This window comes from Campylobacter blaseri, assembly GCF_013201895.1.
Taxonomy (GTDB): Bacteria; Campylobacterota; Campylobacteria; order Campylobacterales; family Campylobacteraceae; genus Campylobacter_B; species Campylobacter_B blaseri.
The window spans coordinates 1,711,695-1,732,386 of record NZ_CP053841.1 but is presented as its reverse complement, the minus strand read 5'-3'; the positions used below and the strand labels follow the sequence as shown (position 1 = coordinate 1,732,386).

16 protein-coding genes are annotated in these 20,692 nt (G+C 28.0%); 10 read left to right on the top strand and 6 right to left on the bottom strand.

Annotated features, from left to right (window positions below; all coding sequences use genetic code 11):
* Positions 1–64 precede the first annotated feature (64 nt).
* From CBLAS_RS08490 to dcd, 5 genes are all read right to left on the bottom strand, one after another.
* Positions 65–853 carry a 3'(2'),5'-bisphosphate nucleotidase CysQ family protein gene (locus CBLAS_RS08490; protein WP_241517562.1) on the bottom strand — a complete coding sequence of 263 codons (789 nt, stop codon included), beginning with the start codon at positions 851–853 and terminating at the stop codon, positions 65–67.
* Positions 837–2,120 (bottom strand): citrate synthase, encoded by a 1,284-nt coding sequence (locus CBLAS_RS08485; protein WP_106869802.1) that lies wholly within the window; start codon positions 2,118–2,120, stop codon positions 837–839. The genes CBLAS_RS08490 and CBLAS_RS08485 overlap by 17 nt, the downstream gene beginning before the upstream one ends.
* 66 nt (positions 2,121–2,186) lie before the next feature.
* Positions 2,187–3,344: a cation:proton antiporter gene (locus CBLAS_RS08480; protein WP_106869804.1), complete on the bottom strand. Its 1,158-nt coding sequence runs from the start codon at positions 3,342–3,344 to the stop codon at positions 2,187–2,189.
* A gap of 2 nt (positions 3,345–3,346) precedes the next feature.
* Positions 3,347–5,419 carry a type I DNA topoisomerase gene (topA, locus tag CBLAS_RS08475; protein WP_106869806.1) on the bottom strand — a complete coding sequence of 691 codons (2,073 nt, stop codon included), beginning with the start codon at positions 5,417–5,419 and terminating at the stop codon, positions 3,347–3,349.
* Positions 5,420–5,484: 65 nt separating this feature from the next.
* The gene (dcd, locus tag CBLAS_RS08470; RefSeq protein WP_106869808.1) at positions 5,485–6,045 is read right to left on the bottom strand and encodes a dCTP deaminase; all 561 of its coding nucleotides are present in this window, start codon (positions 6,043–6,045) and stop codon (positions 5,485–5,487) included.
* 185 nt (positions 6,046–6,230) lie between these two features.
* Here dcd and CBLAS_RS08465 point away from each other — a divergent pair, with 185 nt between their 5' ends.
* The 7 genes from CBLAS_RS08465 to CBLAS_RS08435 are packed head-to-tail and all read left to right on the top strand — an operon-like array spanning position 6,231 to position 15,250.
* On the top strand, positions 6,231–8,504 hold the full coding sequence (locus CBLAS_RS08465; RefSeq protein WP_106869810.1) for a TonB-dependent receptor domain-containing protein: 2,274 nt from the start codon (positions 6,231–6,233) through the stop codon (positions 8,502–8,504).
* Positions 8,505–8,519: 15 nt separating this feature from the next.
* Positions 8,520–9,320 carry a ChaN family lipoprotein gene (locus tag CBLAS_RS08460; protein WP_157943548.1) on the top strand — a complete coding sequence of 267 codons (801 nt, stop codon included), beginning with the start codon at positions 8,520–8,522 and terminating at the stop codon, positions 9,318–9,320.
* Positions 9,321–9,333: 13 nt separating this feature from the next.
* Complete coding sequence (locus CBLAS_RS08455; RefSeq protein WP_241517563.1) at positions 9,334–11,625, top strand: TonB-dependent receptor domain-containing protein; 2,292 nt, start codon at positions 9,334–9,336, stop codon at positions 11,623–11,625.
* Position 11,626: 1 nt separating this feature from the next.
* Positions 11,627–12,439, top strand: coding sequence for a MotA/TolQ/ExbB proton channel family protein (locus CBLAS_RS08450; protein ID WP_106869814.1), 813 nt, complete (start codon positions 11,627–11,629; stop codon positions 12,437–12,439).
* Positions 12,426–12,836: a biopolymer transporter ExbD gene (locus CBLAS_RS08445; protein WP_106869816.1), complete on the top strand. Its 411-nt coding sequence runs from the start codon at positions 12,426–12,428 to the stop codon at positions 12,834–12,836. The genes CBLAS_RS08450 and CBLAS_RS08445 overlap by 14 nt, the downstream gene beginning before the upstream one ends.
* Positions 12,826–13,635: a TonB family protein gene (locus CBLAS_RS08440; protein ID WP_106869818.1), complete on the top strand. Its 810-nt coding sequence runs from the start codon at positions 12,826–12,828 to the stop codon at positions 13,633–13,635. The genes CBLAS_RS08445 and CBLAS_RS08440 overlap by 11 nt, the downstream gene beginning before the upstream one ends.
* A gap of 28 nt (positions 13,636–13,663) precedes the next feature.
* Positions 13,664–15,250: an ATP-binding cassette domain-containing protein gene (locus CBLAS_RS08435; RefSeq protein WP_106869820.1), complete on the top strand. Its 1,587-nt coding sequence runs from the start codon at positions 13,664–13,666 to the stop codon at positions 15,248–15,250.
* Positions 15,251–15,268: 18 nt separating this feature from the next.
* Here CBLAS_RS08435 and hutX read toward each other — a convergent pair whose 3' ends face one another.
* Entirely contained in the window at positions 15,269–15,763 is a 495-nt protein-coding gene (hutX, locus tag CBLAS_RS08430) for a heme utilization cystosolic carrier protein HutX (protein WP_106869822.1), read from the bottom strand.
* 266 nt (positions 15,764–16,029) lie between these two features.
* Here hutX and CBLAS_RS08425 point away from each other — a divergent pair, with 266 nt between their 5' ends.
* Genes CBLAS_RS08425 through CBLAS_RS08415 form a run of 3 tightly spaced genes read left to right on the top strand, consistent with a single transcriptional unit; the run spans position 16,030 to position 20,680 of the window.
* Positions 16,030–17,004 (top strand): FecCD family ABC transporter permease, encoded by a 975-nt coding sequence (locus CBLAS_RS08425; RefSeq protein ID WP_106869824.1) that lies wholly within the window; start codon positions 16,030–16,032, stop codon positions 17,002–17,004.
* A complete protein-coding gene (locus CBLAS_RS08420) occupies positions 17,001–17,768 on the top strand; it encodes an ABC transporter ATP-binding protein (RefSeq protein ID WP_106869826.1) in 768 nt (255 codons plus the stop codon). The genes CBLAS_RS08425 and CBLAS_RS08420 overlap by 4 nt, the downstream gene beginning before the upstream one ends.
* Before the next feature lie 29 nt (positions 17,769–17,797).
* Entirely contained in the window at positions 17,798–20,680 is a 2,883-nt protein-coding gene (locus CBLAS_RS08415) for a TonB-dependent hemoglobin/transferrin/lactoferrin family receptor (RefSeq protein ID WP_106869828.1), read from the top strand.
* The last annotated feature ends 12 nt before the right edge of the window (positions 20,681–20,692 follow it).

Sequence of the window (20,692 nt, the reverse complement as noted above, 5' to 3'; positions counted from 1 at the left end):
AGAACATTTTTCCATTTCTTATTTTAATTGAAACAAAGAATTTTAATAAATTATATAGAAAATACTAAATAGCTATATATTTTTTAATATAATCAACCATTTTATCTTTTAAATGAATACTGTTTTTATTTAATGCTAAAAAGTGGTTATTTATTAAAGATTTTCCATTATAAATTGGATCTTGCTTTGTTTTTAAATCAATTACAAGTCCACCGCTTGCCTTTACTAAAAAATGCCCAGCTGCTATATCCCAAAGACTTGAATCGCCAAATCTAGCATAAGCACTAGCTTCATTGCTTGCTAGTTTGCAAAATTTTATAGCAGAGCCTAAATTGGTTTGAGTTAAATTAAAATAGTTTGCAAATTTACTTGATTTAGTTTTTTTACCATTTCTTCCTGTTAGGTGCAAATTTGGCGAGTTGCTTGAGAAATTTAGTAAGTTTTCATTTTTATAGACTTTTCCAATTTCATTACTATAATAAATTTCATCTTTAATTGGGATGTTTATAACACCTAAAATTGGTTTACCATTTTTAATGAGCGCTATACAAATACAAAATTCACCATTTTTAGCTATAAATTCTTTGGTGCCATCAAGTGGATCTATGAGCCAAAATTCCTCAAGTTTTTCTCTTTGCTCATAAGGCAATATACTCTCTTCTGAGCATATTGGAATATCTGTTTTTTCTAGCACCTTAAATATTTCATCATTTGCCGCTAGGTCTGCACTTGTAAGCGGAGATTTGTCATCTTTTGCATATAGGCTGTAATTACTATAGTGGTTTAAAATTTCCTTGCTAGCATTTTTACTAGCAAGGATAGCAGATTCTAAAAGTTCATTCATTATTTTCATTTAAACTATCTTTTGGCCCTATATATAGTTGTCTTGGACGAACTATTTTAATGGTATCTTGCTCTTTTAATTCCATCCATTGTGCCATCCAGCCAGGAACTCTTCCCATTACGAATAAAACGGCAAACATATCAGTTGGAATTTTTAAAGCTTTTAAGATAAGTCCCGAGTTAAAATCTACATTAGGATATAAATTTCTACTCACAAAATAATCATCATTTAAAGCTATTTCTTCAATCCTATTTGCTACTTTAAGCAAATTTTCATCGATGTCAATTTCACTTATAAGTTCATCTCTCATTTTTTTAAGAACCCTAGCTCTTGGATCATAGTTTTTATAAACCCTATGCCCAAAGCCCATTAGTCTAAATGGATCATTTTTATCTTTTGCTTTTTTAATGTATTTATCTACATTCTCAACTGTACCTATCATTTCAAGTTGTTTTATAACTCCTTCATTAGCTCCTCCGTGAGCATGCCCCCACAAAGCACCAATGCCAGCACTTATACAAGAATAAGGGTGAGAATGAGTTGAGCCAACTGTTCTAACTGTTGTAGTTGAAGCGTTTTGTTCATGGTCTGCATGAAGCATTAAAACACTATCAAGAGCTTTTACTTCAATGCGCTTTAAATCAACTCTTGAATGTGGAAAAGATCTCATCATATATAAAAAGTTTTCAGTAAATCCACGATCTAAATCAGGATAAATCAATGGATATCCCATACTATGTCTGTAATAAAACGCTGCAAGAGTTGGCATTTTAGCAACCAGTCTTTTTGCTAATTCCATATACTCAATAGGATTATCAAAATTCATATCTCTTGAGTAGTATGTACTAAGTGTTGCTACACAGGCTTGTAAAACAGCCATTGGATGAGCCTTATCAGGGAAAGCACTAAAAAGCCTTATCATTTTTTCATTTATAAATGAACGAGTTTTTAACTCCTGCTTGAAACTACCAAGTTCTTCTTTTGTCGGTAGCTTTTTATTTAAAAGAAGATATACAACATCTAAAAAATTCTTATTTTCAGCTAGCCATTCTATACTATAACCTCTATGTTTTAATATCCCTTTTTCTCCATCTATAAAGGTTATTTTTGATCTACACATTGCTGTTGAGGTATATCCTCTATCGAATGTAAACATTCCAGTTGTTGGATAGAAATTTGATATATCTATGACAGATGGACCCAAAGTAGAGTCAAGGATAGGAAATTCATACTGTTTTCCGTTTCTATTATCTGTAAGAGTAACGCTGTTAGACATTGCAAATCCTTTAAAGTTTTTTATATATTATCAAAAAAATTATTAAAATATATTATTAGAAAATTTTTAATTACTATTTTTATCTAATTTTAAGGCCGATACTATTTTTATAAATACCATGCAAACTATAGCTTGAAACAAACTTGCCAATATGAAGGAGTAGTATAAATCTTTTGATATATAGTTTGTTTCATACCCTATAGCAGCTGTTGCTATAAGTAGCGTTAAAGGTATGGATAATGAAAAGCCAAAGAGTATAATACCTTTAGATCCTAGATTTTTAATAAATATAGTTGATGCTATTAGTCTTACAATTATCATACCTATTGTGATTAATATCATATTTTTTAAAATTTCTATATTTAAAAGTGCTTCTAAATTTACAGTAGAGCCAATGTAGACGAAAAATATAGGTACTAAAAATCCAAATCCAAAACTAGAAAGCTTGTGTGGAAGATCTTTTTTGTGTTCAAAAAATGTAGGTATAAACGTTCCTGCTATAAAAGCACCTATAACTACTTTTAGATGTAGCATTATAGTAATTGCTATAACAAAACAAAAAAGTGCCATTGATAGTCTTATATCTTTTTCTTCTTTGTCATAACTTGGCATTAGAATTTTTTTAACACTTGGATACCACCAAAACAGAATTTCTAAGCCATTAAATATTAAAGTAGTAACAACTAAAAAACCTATAAGTGCAGATAAGTTTATAAAAAGTCCAGTTCCAAAGCCATATTTTAGATAAGCGCTAAAGACAGTAAGAAGAGCTATGCTTACAACTTCTCCTATAATGCCAACTATCATAGCCATATTAAGCCACTCTTCATCTTTTCCATACTCTTTATATAGGGTTGAAAGAATTCCTATACTTATTAAAGGGGTTATAATTATAAATATCTTATTTATATCAAAAGTGAAAATAGCTATAGTTGAGAGCACATAAAGAAGGGCTAAAAATAAAATAGATTTTTTTAAAATTTCTCTTTTGGTTGTTATAAAAACTTTAAGATTAACCTCTGTTCCTGCTAAAAACATAAGATAGTAAAAGCCTATATCGGCTACAACCTTAAATGAGGCGTTGTCTTGAAGTAGCCCAATTGCTCCAAACAAAATTCCAAGTAAAATTTCTGTTGGTGCTGTTGGAATTTTTATAATTTTTGCTATGTATGGAGATGCAAATATTATAAATGCCAAAGTTATTAAAATCGATATCTCACTCATAATTAGTCAATTTGCTCTTTAAATTTACACTCAGGACACTCTAAAAAAGTTCCTTTTTTAAGTTCTTTTTTAACCAAATTCGTTTTTTTACACTCAGGACACTCTTTGTTCGTTGGTTCGTAGTTGCTTACAAATTTACATTTTGGATATCTAGAACAGCCATAAAATTTACCTCTTCTTGAAAATCTTTCAACTATATCGCCTTCTTTACATTCTGGGCATTTTACGCCTATTGATTTAACCTCTTTTTTCTCTTTTGTTTCGCCACTTAAATTTCTACTATATTTACATTTTGGAAAATTTAAACAAGCTACAAACTCCCCATATCTTCCTTTTCTCTTAACTAGTTCTCCGCCACATTGAGGGCATTTTTCACCAATAGGAGTTGCAACTTTTAAACTTTTAATATTTTCTTTTCCAAGTGCAATTTTTTCCATAAAAGGGTTATAAAAATCAGCAAGAATTTGTTGCCAATCAGCTTTATCTTCAGCTATATCATCCAAAATAGCTTCCATTTTTGAAGTAAATTCACTATCAACAATATTTGCAAAATGTTTTTCTAAAATTTCTGTAATAGTAAAGGCAATCTCTGTTGGGATTAGTTGTCTTTTTTCTAAATTTACATATTTTCTTGCAGTTAGTATTGATATAGTTGGTGCATAGGTTGATGGTCTTCCTATTCCTAAACTTTCAAGCTTTTTAATTAGGCTTGCTTCTGAATATCTAGCTGGTGGTTCGGTGAAATTTTGAGCTGAGCTTATTTTTTCTATTTCCATGTTTTGACCAATTTTCAACTCAGGAAGTATCTTATCTTTATCAAGATCTCCATATACCTTATAAAAACCATCAAAAGTTACCTTTCTTCCACTTACTTTAAACTCAGTTTTTTCTCCACTTATAAATACATTTTGAAGCTCTGAAATACTTGGCGTCATTTGCGATGCTAAAAATCTATTATATATTAAAGTATAAAGCCTAGCTTCATCTTTTGGCAAGATAGCACTTGCATCTTGTGGGGTAAAGCTTAAATTAGTTGGGCGAATTGCCTCATGGGCTTCTTGGGCGGATTTTTGCTTTGTTGCATAAAAATTTGGTGATTTTGGTAGGTATTTATCTCCAAATTTACTTTTTATCAAATCTCTAGCTGCACTAAGAGATTCTTTTGAGAGGTTTAATGAGTCAGTTCTCATATATGTTATAGCACCACCATCTTTTGTATTAACACCCTCATAAAGACTTTGAGCTAACATCATAGTTTTTTTAGGGCTAAAACCAAGAGATGAGCTTGCAGTTTGTTGAAGCGTTGAGGTCATAAATGGCGGAGTTGGATTAGTTTTTCTTTGTTTGCTTTCAATATCTCTAATAGTAAATTTTTCATTTTTTACAATATCTAAAATTTTATTTGCTTCATCAAAGGTTTTTACGGATAATTTATCCATTTTTTTATTTTGAAATTTAATAAATTCTGCATCTAAGCCTTTTTTGAAAATAGCATCAATGCTATGATATTCAACAGGAATAAAAGCTTTAATCTCTCTTTCTTTATCAACTACTATTTTTAAAGCTGAGCTTTGAACTCTTCCTGCACTTAATCCCTTTTGAATTTTTTGGTTTAGCAAAGGGCTTAGTTTGTAACCAACTATCCTATCAAGTAATCTTCTTGCTTGTTGTGCATTTACACTTGATATATCAAGTTTTCTAGGGTTTTTAATAGCATTTTTAATAGCATTTTTGGTAATTTCGTGAAATACTATTCTAGGAAGTTCCTCTGGATTTTTACCTATTGCCATAGCTATATGATAAGCGATAGCCTCACCTTCTCTATCCTCATCAGTAGCTAGATATACTGTATTTGCCTTTTTTGATAACTCTTTTATCTCTTTTACTATCTTTGAATGATCTGTACTAACTCTGTATTGCGGCTCAAATTTATCATCTTTTATAATTATGCCAAAGGTCGTTTTAGGGAGATCTCTAATGTGTCCTTTTGAGGCTATCACCTCGTAATCTTTCCCTAAAAATTTTTTTATAGTTTTTGCTTTAGCTGGAGATTCCACAATTATTAAATTTTTCATATCTTATACCTTAAAATGCACTTTTTTCTGTAATTTTATCAAAATTTATTAATAAAAATTAAACATTACTTTAAAATTCTTGGTAAAGTTATGCCCTCTTGTGATTGATATTTACCTTTTTTATCAGCATATGTTATCTCACAAAGTTCATCTCCTTCAAAAAATAAAACTTGTGCTATGCCTTCGTTTGCATAAATTTTAGCAGGAAGTGGGGTTGTGTTTGAAATTTCAATTGTAATATGCCCTTTAAATCCTGGCTCAAAAGGAGTTACATTTACTATAATTCCACATCTTGCATATGTGCTTTTACCAAGACAAATTGCTAAAACATTATTTGGCATATTAAAATACTCAACAGTTCTTGCTAATGCAAATGAATTTGGCGGAACTATACAAACATTACCCACAAAATCAACCACATTCTTTTCATCAAAATTTTTAGGATCAACAACAGTTCCTCCAACATTTGTGAATATTTTAAACTCTTTTGCTACTCTTATATCATATCCATAACTGCTAAGACCATAACTAACGACACCAACACCAACATTTTCCTCAAAAAATGGATCAATCATCTTGTTTTTTAAGCTCTGTTCTCTTATCCATTTATCACTTTTTAAACCCATAAAATTTCCTTTTTACTAGAATTATATCAAAAAATTATGAGAATATATCATTATGTAATTAAACTACATATTGCTTTATCAAAAAGTAAGTATTTATAAACTAATTTATTATATTTATTGTAAATTAATACAAATATCTATATAATAATGATATTAAATATCAATATTATAAGGTTTTCGAGAATATGTTAAAATTTTTTATTATTGGAACAATTTGTTTGGTTAGCTTGTATGCGGTGGATTTAAATAAACAAAATAATGAAATAAATTTTGATACATTAAATATATCAGCAGATGAAATTAAAAAATCAAATGAGAGTTTTTTAAAAGCAGGCGCAGTATCAATAAGAGGCAAAGATACTTTTAGTAATCAAACACAAAGTTTAGATTCTATAGTAAGAAGTTTGCCGGGAAGTTACACTCAAATTGATCAATCTCAAGGTGGAATTTCTGTTAACCTTAGAAGTATGACAGGTCTTGGTAGGGTTAATACTATGGTAGATGGAGTTACTCAAACTTTTTATGGAACATCAACTGACGAGGGCGGGGTTCATAATTTTCTTAGTGATATAGGAACTTCTTCATTCAATACATTAATTGATACATCATTTTTAATTGGACTTGATGTTGAAAAAGGATCTTTTAGTAGTTCGGCTATAGGTTTAATGGGCAGTGCAAATTTTAAAACAATAAATGTTAATGATGTTATAAGAGGAAATAAAAACTTTGGGTTTTTAGGAAAATTTTCTTATGGAAGCAATGAAGTTGGACCAAGTTATATGGGGGCTTTGGCTGGAAAAGTTAATTTTGAAAATGGATCTAATCTTGGAATTTTGCTTGGATATGGTGGCAAAAAAATTAAACAAAACTATAAAATGGGTAATGGCAAAAGAATAAAAGATAATCTTAAAGATATAGATGGTGATGGTATTTTTGATATAGATAGTGCTTTTAATCCAGATAGATTAACCCAAAAACCTAAAAGCTATTTATTTAAATTAGATTATAAAAATGAAGCTAGCAATGCTACACTATCTTATAGAAAATATGATAATTATTTAGCACAAAGAAAGATTAAAAGTGATAATTATCAATTTGATTATAGATATAATCCATATTCTGATTTTATTGATATTAAATTTTTAGTAGCATATGGAGATAATAAACAAATTTACGACAAAGATTCAAGGCTGTTTTGGGCAAGTTTTGAAAATGGTATGACTTTTAAAAATAAAGCTTCAACTTTTGATATATCAAATACTATAAATTCAGATATTTTAAATGATATTTTATTAACAAATACTTTTGGAGTTAGATATTTAAATAATGAATACAAAAGAGAAACAGGCGATAAGGATTATGCTGTATTAAAAACAGATTATGGAATTCCTGATGGAAAACAAAAGATAATTAGCTATTATTTAAACAATAAGTTTAAATATAATATATTTACATTTGATGCAAATTTTAATTTTCAAGATTGGAAAACAAAAGGTTTTAAAGGAGAATGTGCCAAAGTAAATGGATTTTGTTTTCCTAAAGAGAGTGGAAATTTTACAAAAAAAGATAAAAATTTAAATAGTTCTTTTGTTTTTTCTGCTGATATACACGATCTATTTTCTCCATTTATAAGTTATTCAAAAATAACAAGGGCAATAAATGTTCAAGAGTTATTTACATCAGGTAGTGTTTATCAAGATATTAACACTATGTTAAAACCAGAAAAATCCAAAACTTGGCAAATAGGGTTTAATAGCTTTAAAGATGGATTATTTCAATCAAATGATTTTTTTGGATTTAAATTTGTATATTACAACACTGATGTTGAGGATTTTATATATGACAGAATGCTTTTACTATCAGGTAAAGATTCTACATTATTTACAGCTAGAATGAATGGAAAAGCCAAACTAAAAGGCTATGAATTTGAAATTAGCTATGATAATGGAGCTTTTTATACCAATGTAAGCTATACTAGACAAAAAACTTCAATGAATCTTTCCGATAGCTCAAGTATAGGCTCTATGTTTGGTCCTTCTAGTGGACAAACACAATTTAGTATCTTGCCAAAAGATTATGCAACTATTGATATAGGCTTTAGATTATTTGATAAAAAACTAACAATAGGCACAATAGCAAAATACACAGGAGAGGCAAAAAGGGTTGATCCTAGGGTTGATTATGTAGGAAATCCTACTTTGGATTCGTTGTTTGGTGACCCAAAAATAGAAAAATTGCCAAATATACCAACTATATATGATCTTTATGCAACCTATAAACCAAACGAACAATTTTCTTTAAAATTTGAGATTCAAAATATTTTTGATAAAGATTATATGGATGCATTATATACATATAATTCATCAAATGCAAAACAACAAATTGGTGATGAAATTTCTGTTTTTAATAACTCTGCAAGAGGCAGAACATTTATAGCTAATATAGAATACAGGTTTTAGAGTATGAAATTATTTATGAATAAATGCATTTTTTTAGTTGTTCCATTTTTGTTTTTTGGTTGCTCTAGTTTAAATACTCCAAATAGTTTAGAACAAATTACTTTTAATATTATAAACAACAACACCAGCAAAGAGATATCATTTAATGAATTTATAGATGAAATTTTAAAATATGATATTGTTTTAATAGGCGAAGAGCATAACAATCACAAACATATTTTAGTTGAAACAAAAATTATAGAGGCTTTAAACAGCAAAAAAGATGTAGAAGTTGTGCTTGAAATGATGAGTGTTGATAAACAAATAAAGATAGACAATGCAAAAATCAATGGCTATGAAAATAAAAATTTATTAAAAGAAATTGATTGGAGTGATAGTTGGGATAAGAGTTATTATAAAAGGTTAGTTTTATTTATATTTAATTCCAAAATAGATTTAGTAGCAGGAAATTTAAGCAAAAGTGAAATTCAAACTATATTTAATGGAGCTTATCCATTACAAGGAAAAGCTTCAACTACATTTCAGGTTAAAGAAAAAATTAAAGATATGATAATTGACACATCACACAAAATAGATGATACAAAAACTATAGATAAGTTTGTTCAAATTCAACAATATAAAGATAGAAGAATGGCAGATAAATTAGTAAGTTCTAATAAAACGGCTATTTTGATTGCTGGAAAGTATCATACAAGAAAAGATATTGGAATTCCATTACATATAGAGGATTTTAATAAGTCAAAAACTTTTATAAGCATTGGTCTACAAACTAATATAAAAAATGAATATGTTGATTACAGCTTTAAAATTAAATAATTAGGAGATTTTTGTGGGAAAAGTAAAGAGTTTATTATTGATTATATTTCTTAATGTTTCTTATCTTGTTGGTGGTGAAAATGAGATTGATTTTGATACATTAAATATTTCAGCTAAGCAGATAAAAAATAATGAAAAGACTTTTATTATGCCGGGGGCTATTAGCTCTAGAGATGAGATTGGTTCTCAAACACAAAGCATTGATTCAATAGTTAGATCTATCTCAGGAAGTTATACAAATACAGATCAGTCTCAAGGAACTGTTCAGGTAAATATTCGTGGAATGACAGGCTTAGGAAGAGTTAATACTATGATAGATGGTGTTACTCAAACTTTTTTTGGAACTTCAGCTGATAATGGTAAGTTTCATACAGGAGAAGGAACGCTGGGGAATTCAAGCTTTGGAGCACCTATTGATAAGAATTTTTTAGTATCTGTTGACGTTGAAAAAGGTAGTTTTCATAGTGGCAGTAGCGGACTTATGGGTAGTGCAAATTTTAAGACAATTGGTGTTGATGATATTGTAAGAGATGGTAATACGTTTGGTTTTTTAGGTAGATTTGGATATGGCACAAATAAAGTTGGACCAAATTATATGGGTTCTGTTGCTGCTAAAACTGAGCTTAATAATGGATATAATGTAGGTGCTTTGTTTGGATATGCTGGTAAAAAGCTTAAACAAAATTATAAAACTGGTGGCGGTGACAACATAGAGGATAAGAAGATTTTAAATGAAACATTTGATCCTGCTATGCCAGAGTCTGATTGGAATAAGAAATATATAGATGTAAGTCCTTTTAACCCTAAAGAGCTTACCCAAAAACCTAATAGTTATATTTTTAAATTTGAATTAAATTCAAACGATGATATAAAATCTATTCTTAGTTACAGAAAATATGACAATGAACTAGCTGGTAGAAAAATTAATCATGATACCTATCAATTTGATTTAAATTACAACCCTATATCTGAACTTATAAATTTAGACTTTTTAATTGCCTATAACAAAGGCACACAAAAATACAATAAAAATGCAACAATTTTTTCAAGAAGTGATATAACAAATGGACTTAGTGCTAAAAATAAGGCATTAACTATTGATATTAGTAATGAACTTAAATTTGATTTTATGAATAATATTTTTTTAACATTAAAGCCAGGAGTTAATTATATAGATAATAAATATACCAATTCAATTGATTATGAAAATACTCCTGGTGCATATGCTACACCATTTCAGCCAAAGGGTAAGCAAAAGATTAAAACACTTTATTTGGATACAAATTTTGAATATGATATATTATCAATAGCTACAAATTTTAGTTTAACAAATTGGGAGTTAAGTGGCTTTAAGCCAGAGTGTGATGTTAATACTAATTGCTTTCCTAAGGCAGCAACTGATATTAAAAAAAGTGATACAAATTTTAACTATTCAACAATTTTATCAGCACAATTACACGATTTGTTTTCTCCTTTTATAACTTATTCAAAGACAACAAGAGCCCCAAATATTCAAGAGATGTTTTTTGGTAGCAATTATGGAAATAGTGTAAACCCTTTTTTAAAACCAGAAGTTGCTAAAACTTGGCAGATAGGGTTTAATAGCTTCAAACATGGATTATTAAGCGATAATGATAGCTTTGGATTTAAAGTGCTTTATTATAAGACAAAAGTTGATGATTATATTTATAATAAAAGCTTTTATACAACAGATAAATTTACACTGCATTTAAACTCAGCAAACACTGTAACTCTTAAAGGGGTTGAGGCTGAACTTAGTTATGATATGGGCAGTTTTTTTGTGAATGCTAGTTATTCTCACGAAAAGTCAGATGCTCCTACAAATGAAACATACGGAGGTGATATGTTTGGATATGGAAAGATAGCAAAACTCCCAGAAGACTATGCTACTATAAATGTAGGAACAAGGCTATTTAACGAGAAATTAACTTTAGGTGCAATTATAAAATACACAGGAAAAGCCAAAAGAATACATCCAAATGATTATGATTTAGGAAGAGAGCCAACAGATGATCCAAATGATTTGTTTGCATCAAGAAAAGAGCAAGATTTGCCAAATATACCTACTATATATGATTTATATGCCACCTATAAATACAGCGATAATTTTAATCTGAAATTTGAAGTTCAAAATGTATTTGATAAAGATTATGTGGATGCTTTAAATGCTTTTTCAACTCAAGGAAACCAAGAACAATATGATAGTAATTGGAATGAGTTATATATTTTTTCAAATAAAGCAAGAGGAAGAACATTTTTAGCTAGTTTTGAGTATAGGTATTAATATGAAAACATTGTTAAGTTTAATTTTATTTTTTAATGTATCGTTTGCTTTAGTGGTAGAAGGAGACTCTACCACTAATCTATCTTATAGTAATTTTACTGAGCAAAATTTTACAGCTAATGAAAAAGATATTCAAGTAAATTCGGATAAAAAACTAGAGTTATCAATATATTCATTTTATAAGCAATCAGATTTTGTTACTAAAATAATTATTTATATTTTAGTAATTTTTTCAATTCTCACTTGGAGTGTTTTAATAGGGAAAACGATTCATTACTATGTTGTGTTTCATATTTTAAATAAAGACAGAGAAATAGTGTCAAAAATAGTAAATTTAAATAAAAATATAAATTTCCATAAAAATAGTTTTGTAAAAATACTTATAGAAGAGATAAAAGATGAAACAAATAAATCAAAGAATTATTCTAAAGACACAATAGATAGAATAAGATATAGAATTGAATCAAATAATTTATCATTTTTAGCAAATTGTAAATCTTATACACCAATTCTTGCCACAATAGGTTCTAGTGCTACATTTTTAGGTTTATTTGGAACAGTTTGGGGAATAATGAACTCATTTATAGCCATAGCTAGTATAAGTAATCCAAATTTGAGTGTAGTTGCACCAGGAATTGCACAGGCACTATTTACAACAGCACTTGGACTTGGCGTGGCAATTCCAGCTGTTTTATTTTATAATTATTTAAGCAGAAGAAGCGTTAAATTTGCTAATGAATTATCAAAAATATCAACTACTCTTTTTGTTATAGCCCATAGGAATTTAAACAAGGAAAATTATGATAAAAGTTGAAGATGAAGAAGAAATAAGTGATATAAATATAACTCCATTTATTGATGTTATGTTGGTTTTATTAATAGCTTTTATTGTAACAATACCATTGGTAACTACATCTATTGATGTAGAGCTTCCAAAAGTGGCTCAAGATGATGTAAAACAAAGTAATAAAAAACCAACTATACTTTCAATTGATAAAAATAGATTGTTAAAAGTTAATGACATCAATGTTGAACTTGAAAATATAGAAGATATTTTATTAAAACAGACTAATAACTCTAAAGATGAAGTGATATTTTTTTATGTGGATAAAGATGTTAATTATGAATTTTTAATGAAGATAATAACAAAAATAAAAAAAATTGGATATTTAAAAATAGCATTATCTGCCGAGATTAAGAATGACAACTAATAAAAATCTGTTTTTATCGTTATTAAGTTCTGTTTTACTTCATTTAATTGTATTGATTTTTATTTTTCATAAACCTATAAAAAGTGAAACCTTTAGTGGTTCTTTAGGGGAACACTCAGAATTTGAATCAATAATGATTATTTCAGAGCTTCCAGTAGGTATTTTAAAAGATACTAGCGTGCCATCAATTAATACCGAAAATACTTTAGATGAACCTAAAATTGAAGATGAAATTTTAAAACCAATAGAGCCAAATTCAAATTTAGATGGATTTAATGATATACATAGTGATATAGAAGTTAGTAAGCAAAATAAGATAAAAGACAGTAAAGAACACAATAAAAAAGAGACAAAAAAACAAAAGAAAAAACTAGTAAAAGTTAATTCAAATTTAAACTCAAGTGAAAAATATCAAATCTCTAGTGCTCCTATCAAAGATAATGGAAAAAAAGTTTCTTCTTATCAAGAAGGTGTGAGTAAACAACAAATCAGTAGTTGGCAGGGTAAAGTTTTTGCACATATAAACAAGTATAAGAAGTATCCAAAAAGTGCTTTATTTAAAAAACAAGAAGGCACAGTATATGTTCAAATAAAAATAGATAAAAGCGGATATGTGATTGATAAAAATGTAAAAAAACAAGCCAAACATAGTTCTTTAAATAGAGCCTCTATTCAAATTTTTGATGAAGCATCTCCGCTTCCTGCTCCGCCAAAAAGTATATTAGGAGATGATAAATATATAGTGATTAATATACCAATATTATATAACATAAAAGAGTATTTGAAAAATAAAAATTAATGTTATAATTTTCAAAAGGAAAATTATAATGCAAAAAAATTATATATATAAATTGATTATTATATTTTTACTATCTGCTATTTATAGTGGAATTGGAATTTTGATATTGTTTTTTATAAATAGATATATTATGACTCTGCAAAGCCCTGACTACATGGTTTTGATATACTTTATGCTTATTTTAATTTTATTTTTTTCATATACCCTTTTGATGAGAGTTTTAGTCGCTAATATAAATAACAATATAATCTATGAGCTTAGAACAAAATTTGTCCTTCGTATTTTAAATAGCGATTTACAAACTATAATAATCAACAAAAAATCAAAAATTCTAGCCTCTTTATCAAAAGATATAACAAATATTTCAAACGGCTTTATGCGACTTAGTGATACACTGCAAGGCTCTTTGTTTGTTTTTATTTCATTTTTTTACTTTTTTTATCTTTCAAAAGAGCTTTTTGTTTTTATATTTATCTGGTTTTGTTTGATTACAATTGGCGCTTTTTATTTTATTAAAAAAGCACATTTAGAATATAAAAAAGCAAGAGAAAATGAGGATATTTTATATAATGATTATGAAGTTCTACTTGAAGGATTTAAAGAGCTTAGCTTGAATGAAAAAAGAGCTAATAGTTTTTTAAATACCTTTTATCAAAATGCAAATGAACAAAAACTCACAAGCTCAAAAGCTGAAATTTATGGAAATTTATCAGGCAATTATTTAAACAATATGATGCTAGGTGGCATAGGTATGATTATATATTTAGCTCTTGGTTTAGGGATTAGTGATTTAAAAACAGCAGCAACTATGGCTATATCTATGATGTTTTTAAGAGCTCCTTTTATGATGAGTATTTTTTCTATACCATCAGTTGTTTTGGCTATTATCTCTATAAAAAAAGTAAAGGAGTTAAAATTAATTTCTTTTGATAAGATTGATTTTAGCAAAAGCTCTCAGGCTATTAAGTGGAGTGAGATAGAGCTTAGAGATATATCTTTTTCATATGGTGAGAATTTAGTTTTAGATAGAGTAAATCTTAAAATCAAAAAAGGTGAAAGCATTTTTTTAATAGGTAAAAATGGAAGCGGTAAATCAACTCTTTTTTTAATACTTTGCGGTCTTTTAAGGGCTGATAGTGGAGAAATTTACATAGATAATGAAATATTAGATGAAAAAAATATAAAAGAATTTCAAAATAGTATTAGTGTTGTATTTAGTGACTTTTATCTTTTTAAAGAGATATTAAATAGTAATGAAAAGAGTATTAATTATTGGATTGAAATTTTAAAGATGAAAGATAAAGTAAAGGTTATTTTGAAAAATGAAAAACTGCATTTTTCAAGTATAAATCTCTCATTAGGTCAAAGAAAAAGAGTGGCTTTAATCCAAGCTTTACTTGAAAAAAGAGATTTTTTAATGATGGATGAATTTGCAGCTGACCAAGATCCTGAGTTTAGAAAATACTTTTATAATGAAATTTTAAATTTATTAAAAGAGAAAGGAATTTCTATCTTTGCCATAAGTCACGACGATAAATATTTTGATAAAAGTGACAAGGTTTATAAGATAAAAAATGGAAAATTAGAACTTATAAAACAAGCTACCTGGAGATAAAATAGCTTGTTTTCATGGCTAGAACCTATTTTTTAGTCTAAAAAATTTCTCTTCTTGAGTTTTGTTTAGTTGCATTTTTTCATCACGGCTAACAAATATTTTAAAAATAGAATTATTGTTTTTATCATAAAAATGCAAACTATGACCAAGAAAACCCATAAATTTTGTGCTAACAAAACCTATATTTGCAATAGCATCTTCTTTTAAGTGCCCACCTAAAAATCCGCTATTTCCATTAAAATTATAAAAACCTCTTGCTTGTTTTGGTGTGTCAATTTTGAGCTTTATTTCTATTATAAATTCGGGGGTATTTTTGATAAATACAACCTCACCCCAAGAGCCTAAATCCTCTATAATCTCTAAAAATTTATCTCCACTTACTAGCTTAAATTCATTCTCATCTTTTAAATTTAAAATATCAAATTCACTAACTTGAAGTATTTTAGAAGCCTCATAAACAGACATTTTCTTATCTTGAAACAACTCATCAACTTTTTGCTTTAAATCTTTCATATATAGCCTTTTAAAATTAGTTTTTAATATTACTAGAAATATCATTAAATTATATTTAAAATAATTATCATTATATAAATAAACAGTTTAATAAACATTAATAAAACTTTAATAAATAAGTAGGTAAGATAGTTTTTAAATTAATGATATCAAAAATTAAAATTGATATTAATTTTAGAATTTTTGGTAAGCAAGGTAATTTCTTTTGAGGAGTTGTTGAGAGTGGTAAAGATATTTTTTATTAAAAAATCAGTATTGAAGTATAAATGAAAAAATATTATCTGTTTTTATTAATAATAATTAGTATATTTTTGATGTTTTTATCATTATTTTTAGGTGGTGCTGATATTGGATTTTCCGATATTATAAATCTACTTAATGGAGATGTAAAAAACGCTAAAAGCATTATTTTATTAGAGATTCGTATCCCTAGAGTAATAATGGCATTTTTAATAGGAATGCTATTAGCAAGTAGTGGAGTTGTAACACAGAGTGTTTTTTTAAATCCATTAGCTGATCCTTATATTATAGGGATTGCTTCAAGTGCTACATTTGGTGCAGTTATAGCATATTTTTTAAAATTACCAGATATTTTTTATGGTTTATTTGCTTTTATAGCTTCTGCTGGACTTTCTTTTTTGATATTTGTAATATATAAAAAGGCAAATAACATAGCAACTCTTTTAATAACGGGGATAGCTTTTTCATCTTTTTTAGGAGCATTTACCTCTTTTGCAACGTATTTAATAGGCGAAGAGAGTTTTAAAATAGTTGCTTGGATGATGGGTTATTTAGGTGGCGCTTCTTGGAATAAGATAGCAATGCTTATAGTGCCATTAATTTTTACAATATTTTATTTTTATATTAAAAGAGATGAGTTAAATATAATTTTAAGCGGAGATGAAGAGGCAAAAAGTCTTGGGGTAGATGTAGAAAAAATTAAAAAAAGACTATTGGTTGTGTCAGCACTCTCTGTTAGTTTTTCTGTTGCTTTTACTGGAATGATAGGCTTTGTTGGTTTAATTATACCTCATACTTTAAGAATGTTTTTAAGAACATCTAATAATGCAATTTTAATACCTTTATCTTCGGTTTTTGGTGGGATTTTTTTGCTAATATGTGATGATATAGGTAAGAGTATATTAAGTCCAACAGAGATTCCTATTGGAGTGATTACGGCATTTTTTGGCGCACCATTTTTTCTATATTTGGCACTAAAGTCTAAAAGAGGTGTCTTTTGAGCTTAAAAGTTGATAACTTATCATTTAAATTTGGTGAAAAAGTAATTTTAAAAGATATAAGTTTTGGTGTTAAAAGTGGTGAGATAGTTGGAATTTTAGGACCAAATGGTTGTGGAAAAAGTACAATTTTAAAAAATATACTTCAAATTTATAAACCAAGTAGTGGGATTATAAAATTAGAAAATAAAAAGATTGATGAATATTCCTTAAAAGAGCTCAGTAAAATCATAGGGTTTGTTCCGCAAAAATCAGCACTTTCTATGCCGCTTTTAGTGGAAGAAATAATACTAATGGGAAGATATTCTCATATGAAAAATGCATTTAGCGGATATAGCATTGATGACCTAAAGGCAGTAGATGAGATTATAACTAAGCTTGATTTAAATAAGTTTAAAAAAAGAATTGCTAACTCATTAAGTGGTGGCGAGTTTCAAAGAGTTATCTTAGCAAGGGCTTTAGTGAGTAATCCAGAATTTCTTTTGCTAGATGAGCCAACATCAGCATTAGATTTAAATTTTAGTGTGCAAATTTTAAAATTTTGTAGAAATCTTGCAAAAAATAGCAATATAAAATGTGTTTTAGTATTGCATGACTTGAATTTAGCATCATTAATATGCGATAAAGTTGCTATGGTTAAAAATGGTAAAATAAAGTATTTTGGAGAACCAAATAAACTATTTAATAAAGAAATTTTAAAAGAAATTTATGATTTAGATTGCGAAATAATTAACCATAAAAACAGACCTGTAGTGATAGCTAATTAAAAGATAATACAAATTAATTAAGGGATTTTATGAAAAGATATTTTTATCTGATATTTGTAGTTAGTGTTTCTAATTTTTTATTAAATGCAAAAGAGATTTCATTAAATCAAGTTACTGTAACTGCAAGCGAAGAAGATAATTTAGCATACAAAAAAGTTGGTAAAAATATAAAATCCTCTAAAAAACTTAGCAAAGAACAGGTATCTAGTTCAAAAGATTTAGTCAGGTATGAAACAGGTATAAGTATTGTTGAAGGAGATGGCAGATTTGGAAGTAGTGGTTATAATATAAGAGGGGCAGAGGAGAACAGAGTTGCTACTGTAATAGATGGTTTACATCAAGCTCAAACACTCTCTTCTCAGAGTTTTAAAGAGTTGTTTATGGGATATGGAAATTTTAACAATGTTCAAAATGGTGTTGAAATGGAAACTTTAAAACAAGTTACTTTCCAAAAAGGTTCAAATTCTGTTAAAACAGGAAATGGCTCACTTGGTGGTTCTGTTATATTTGAAACCAAAGATGCTAGAGATTATCTACTTGAAAAAGATTGGTTTTTTAGTGTTAAAAGTGGTTATTCTAGTGCAAATTCTCAAAAATTATTTTCTACAACACTTGCTGCTAAAGTGAAATATTTTGACTTTTTATTTGTTAAAGCAAAAAGAGATGGTCATGAGACTAAAAACTATGGGTATAAAGGGTATGATGATAGTATAGTTGGTAAAAAAAGAGAAAAAGCAGATCCATATAATATAAGTTATGATAGCACATTGGTTAAAGTTTCTTTTAATCCATCAGAAAATCACCGTTTTACAATTGGAACCGATATGTATGAGAAAAATTCACAAGGGAATGATTACTCATATACATTAACCTTGACTAGATGGGGAAATTCATTTCAAGAACTTGGAAAAAGATATACAGATGACAAAGTAGAGAGAAAAAATAACTTTTTAACATATGAAAATTATGATATTACACCTTTTTGGGATACTCTAAAACTTACTTTTTCAAATCAAAAAATAAAAACAAAAGCTAAAACTGATGAAAATTGTCGTGGAAATAATTGCATAGAGGTATCCAATAAAGAGGGAATAGATCTTAAAAATGGACAACTAGTAGATAAATATGGCGGTAAGTACAAGGCGGAGTTAAATAGCGAAGGAAAAGAACTATATGTAGATAGTAAAGGAAATAAAATTCTATTTAGCAATGCTGATTTAACATCAAAAAGATTAAATCAGTTGTGGTTTGATTGTTCTGTGTTTGATTGTTCAAAAGAGATAGAAGGATATAAGACGGGCTATGATACGACAGGAAAGACCATTGTACATAAAAAATTTAAATTAGATAGAGAGGCTACATGGGCAGTTAATGGAAAAACATATAGGTCAATTCCAGATGAGTATGGGTGGCTTTTAATGCTTCCAAATTCAAAAGGATATCTTGAAAGGGATTGGAAAGACAGGGATTTAAACACAGATACTAAGCAGATTAATCTAGATTTAACAAAATCTTTTACAACTTTTAATCTAGACCATTATTTGGAGTATGGAGGACTTTATAGTAAAACTGAAAAAAGTATGGTAAATAGACAAGGCTATGATGGTGCAAATGCAAAGTGGTGGGGAAAATATATACTCGAAGGAAATACTCCGTGGAATAAGCCAAATCAAATAGAAAATGTTAAAAATTCATATTTAAACCCTAAAATAGATCCAGAATTTTCTTTTTTAATTCCAGTGGAGATTAAAAACACTGCACTATATTTTTATGATGAACTTTATATAAATGATAAAATTAGTTTTGATTTAGGATATAGATATGATATATTAAGATATAGAACTAAATATGAACATGGTAAATCTCCAAAAATTCCAGATGATACTGTAAAAGGGCTTTTTATACCTATGCCAAAAGGAGAGGAAATTTGGTGGAATCCAGGACATTACTATCCACCAAATGATAAGCAAATTGCAGAAAATATTAGACAAAATATAGATTTTATATCAAAACCTAAAAAGTATAATAGCCACTCTTATGAACTAGGGTTAAATTTAGATCCACTAGATTATTTAAAGATTCAACTTAAATACTCAAAAGGCTTTAGGGCACCAACTTCTGATGAGTTGTATTTTACTTTTCAACATCCAGATTTTACCATTATACCAAACCCTACATTAGAAGCTGAAACTTCAAAAACAAAAGAGATATCTTTTACTCTTCATAATGAAAATTATGGATATTTTAGTATAAATGCTTTTAGAACTGATTATGATAACTTTATAGACTTAGTCTTTTTAGGGGCTAAAAATGTAGAATGGGCAGGTGGTTCTAGGGTTGATTATTATAAATATGCAAATTTTAATAGAGATAATGCAAAAGTAGAGGGTATTGAAATTGAGTCAAAACTTAATTTAGGTGCTTTAACCAATATTTTAGATGGATTTCATATTGGCTATAAACTAACTAAGCAAAAAGGAACTGTTAAAGATAAAATTGATATGCCTATGAATGCTATAAATCCTATGAAATCTGTGTATAACTTAGGATATAATGATCCTTTAAATAAATATGGAATCGATTTATATATGACTAGCGTTGCTAAGAAAAAAGCTAAAGATACATATAATATGTTTTGGAAAGAACAAGGTGAAACTGACACTACTATGAAATATAGAAGTGATGATTATACTGTAGTTGATCTTATAGGTTATATAAAGCCTATTAAAAACTTAACTATTAGAGGCGGTATATATAATATAACTGATAAAAAATATCTAACTTGGGAATCAGCAAGATCTATAAGACCTTTTGGAACAACAAATTTAATAGATCAAGATACAGGTGAGGGTTTGGCTAGATTCTACTCACCGGGCAGAAATTTCAAAATTGATTTTGAATATAAATTTTAAATATGAGGGAAA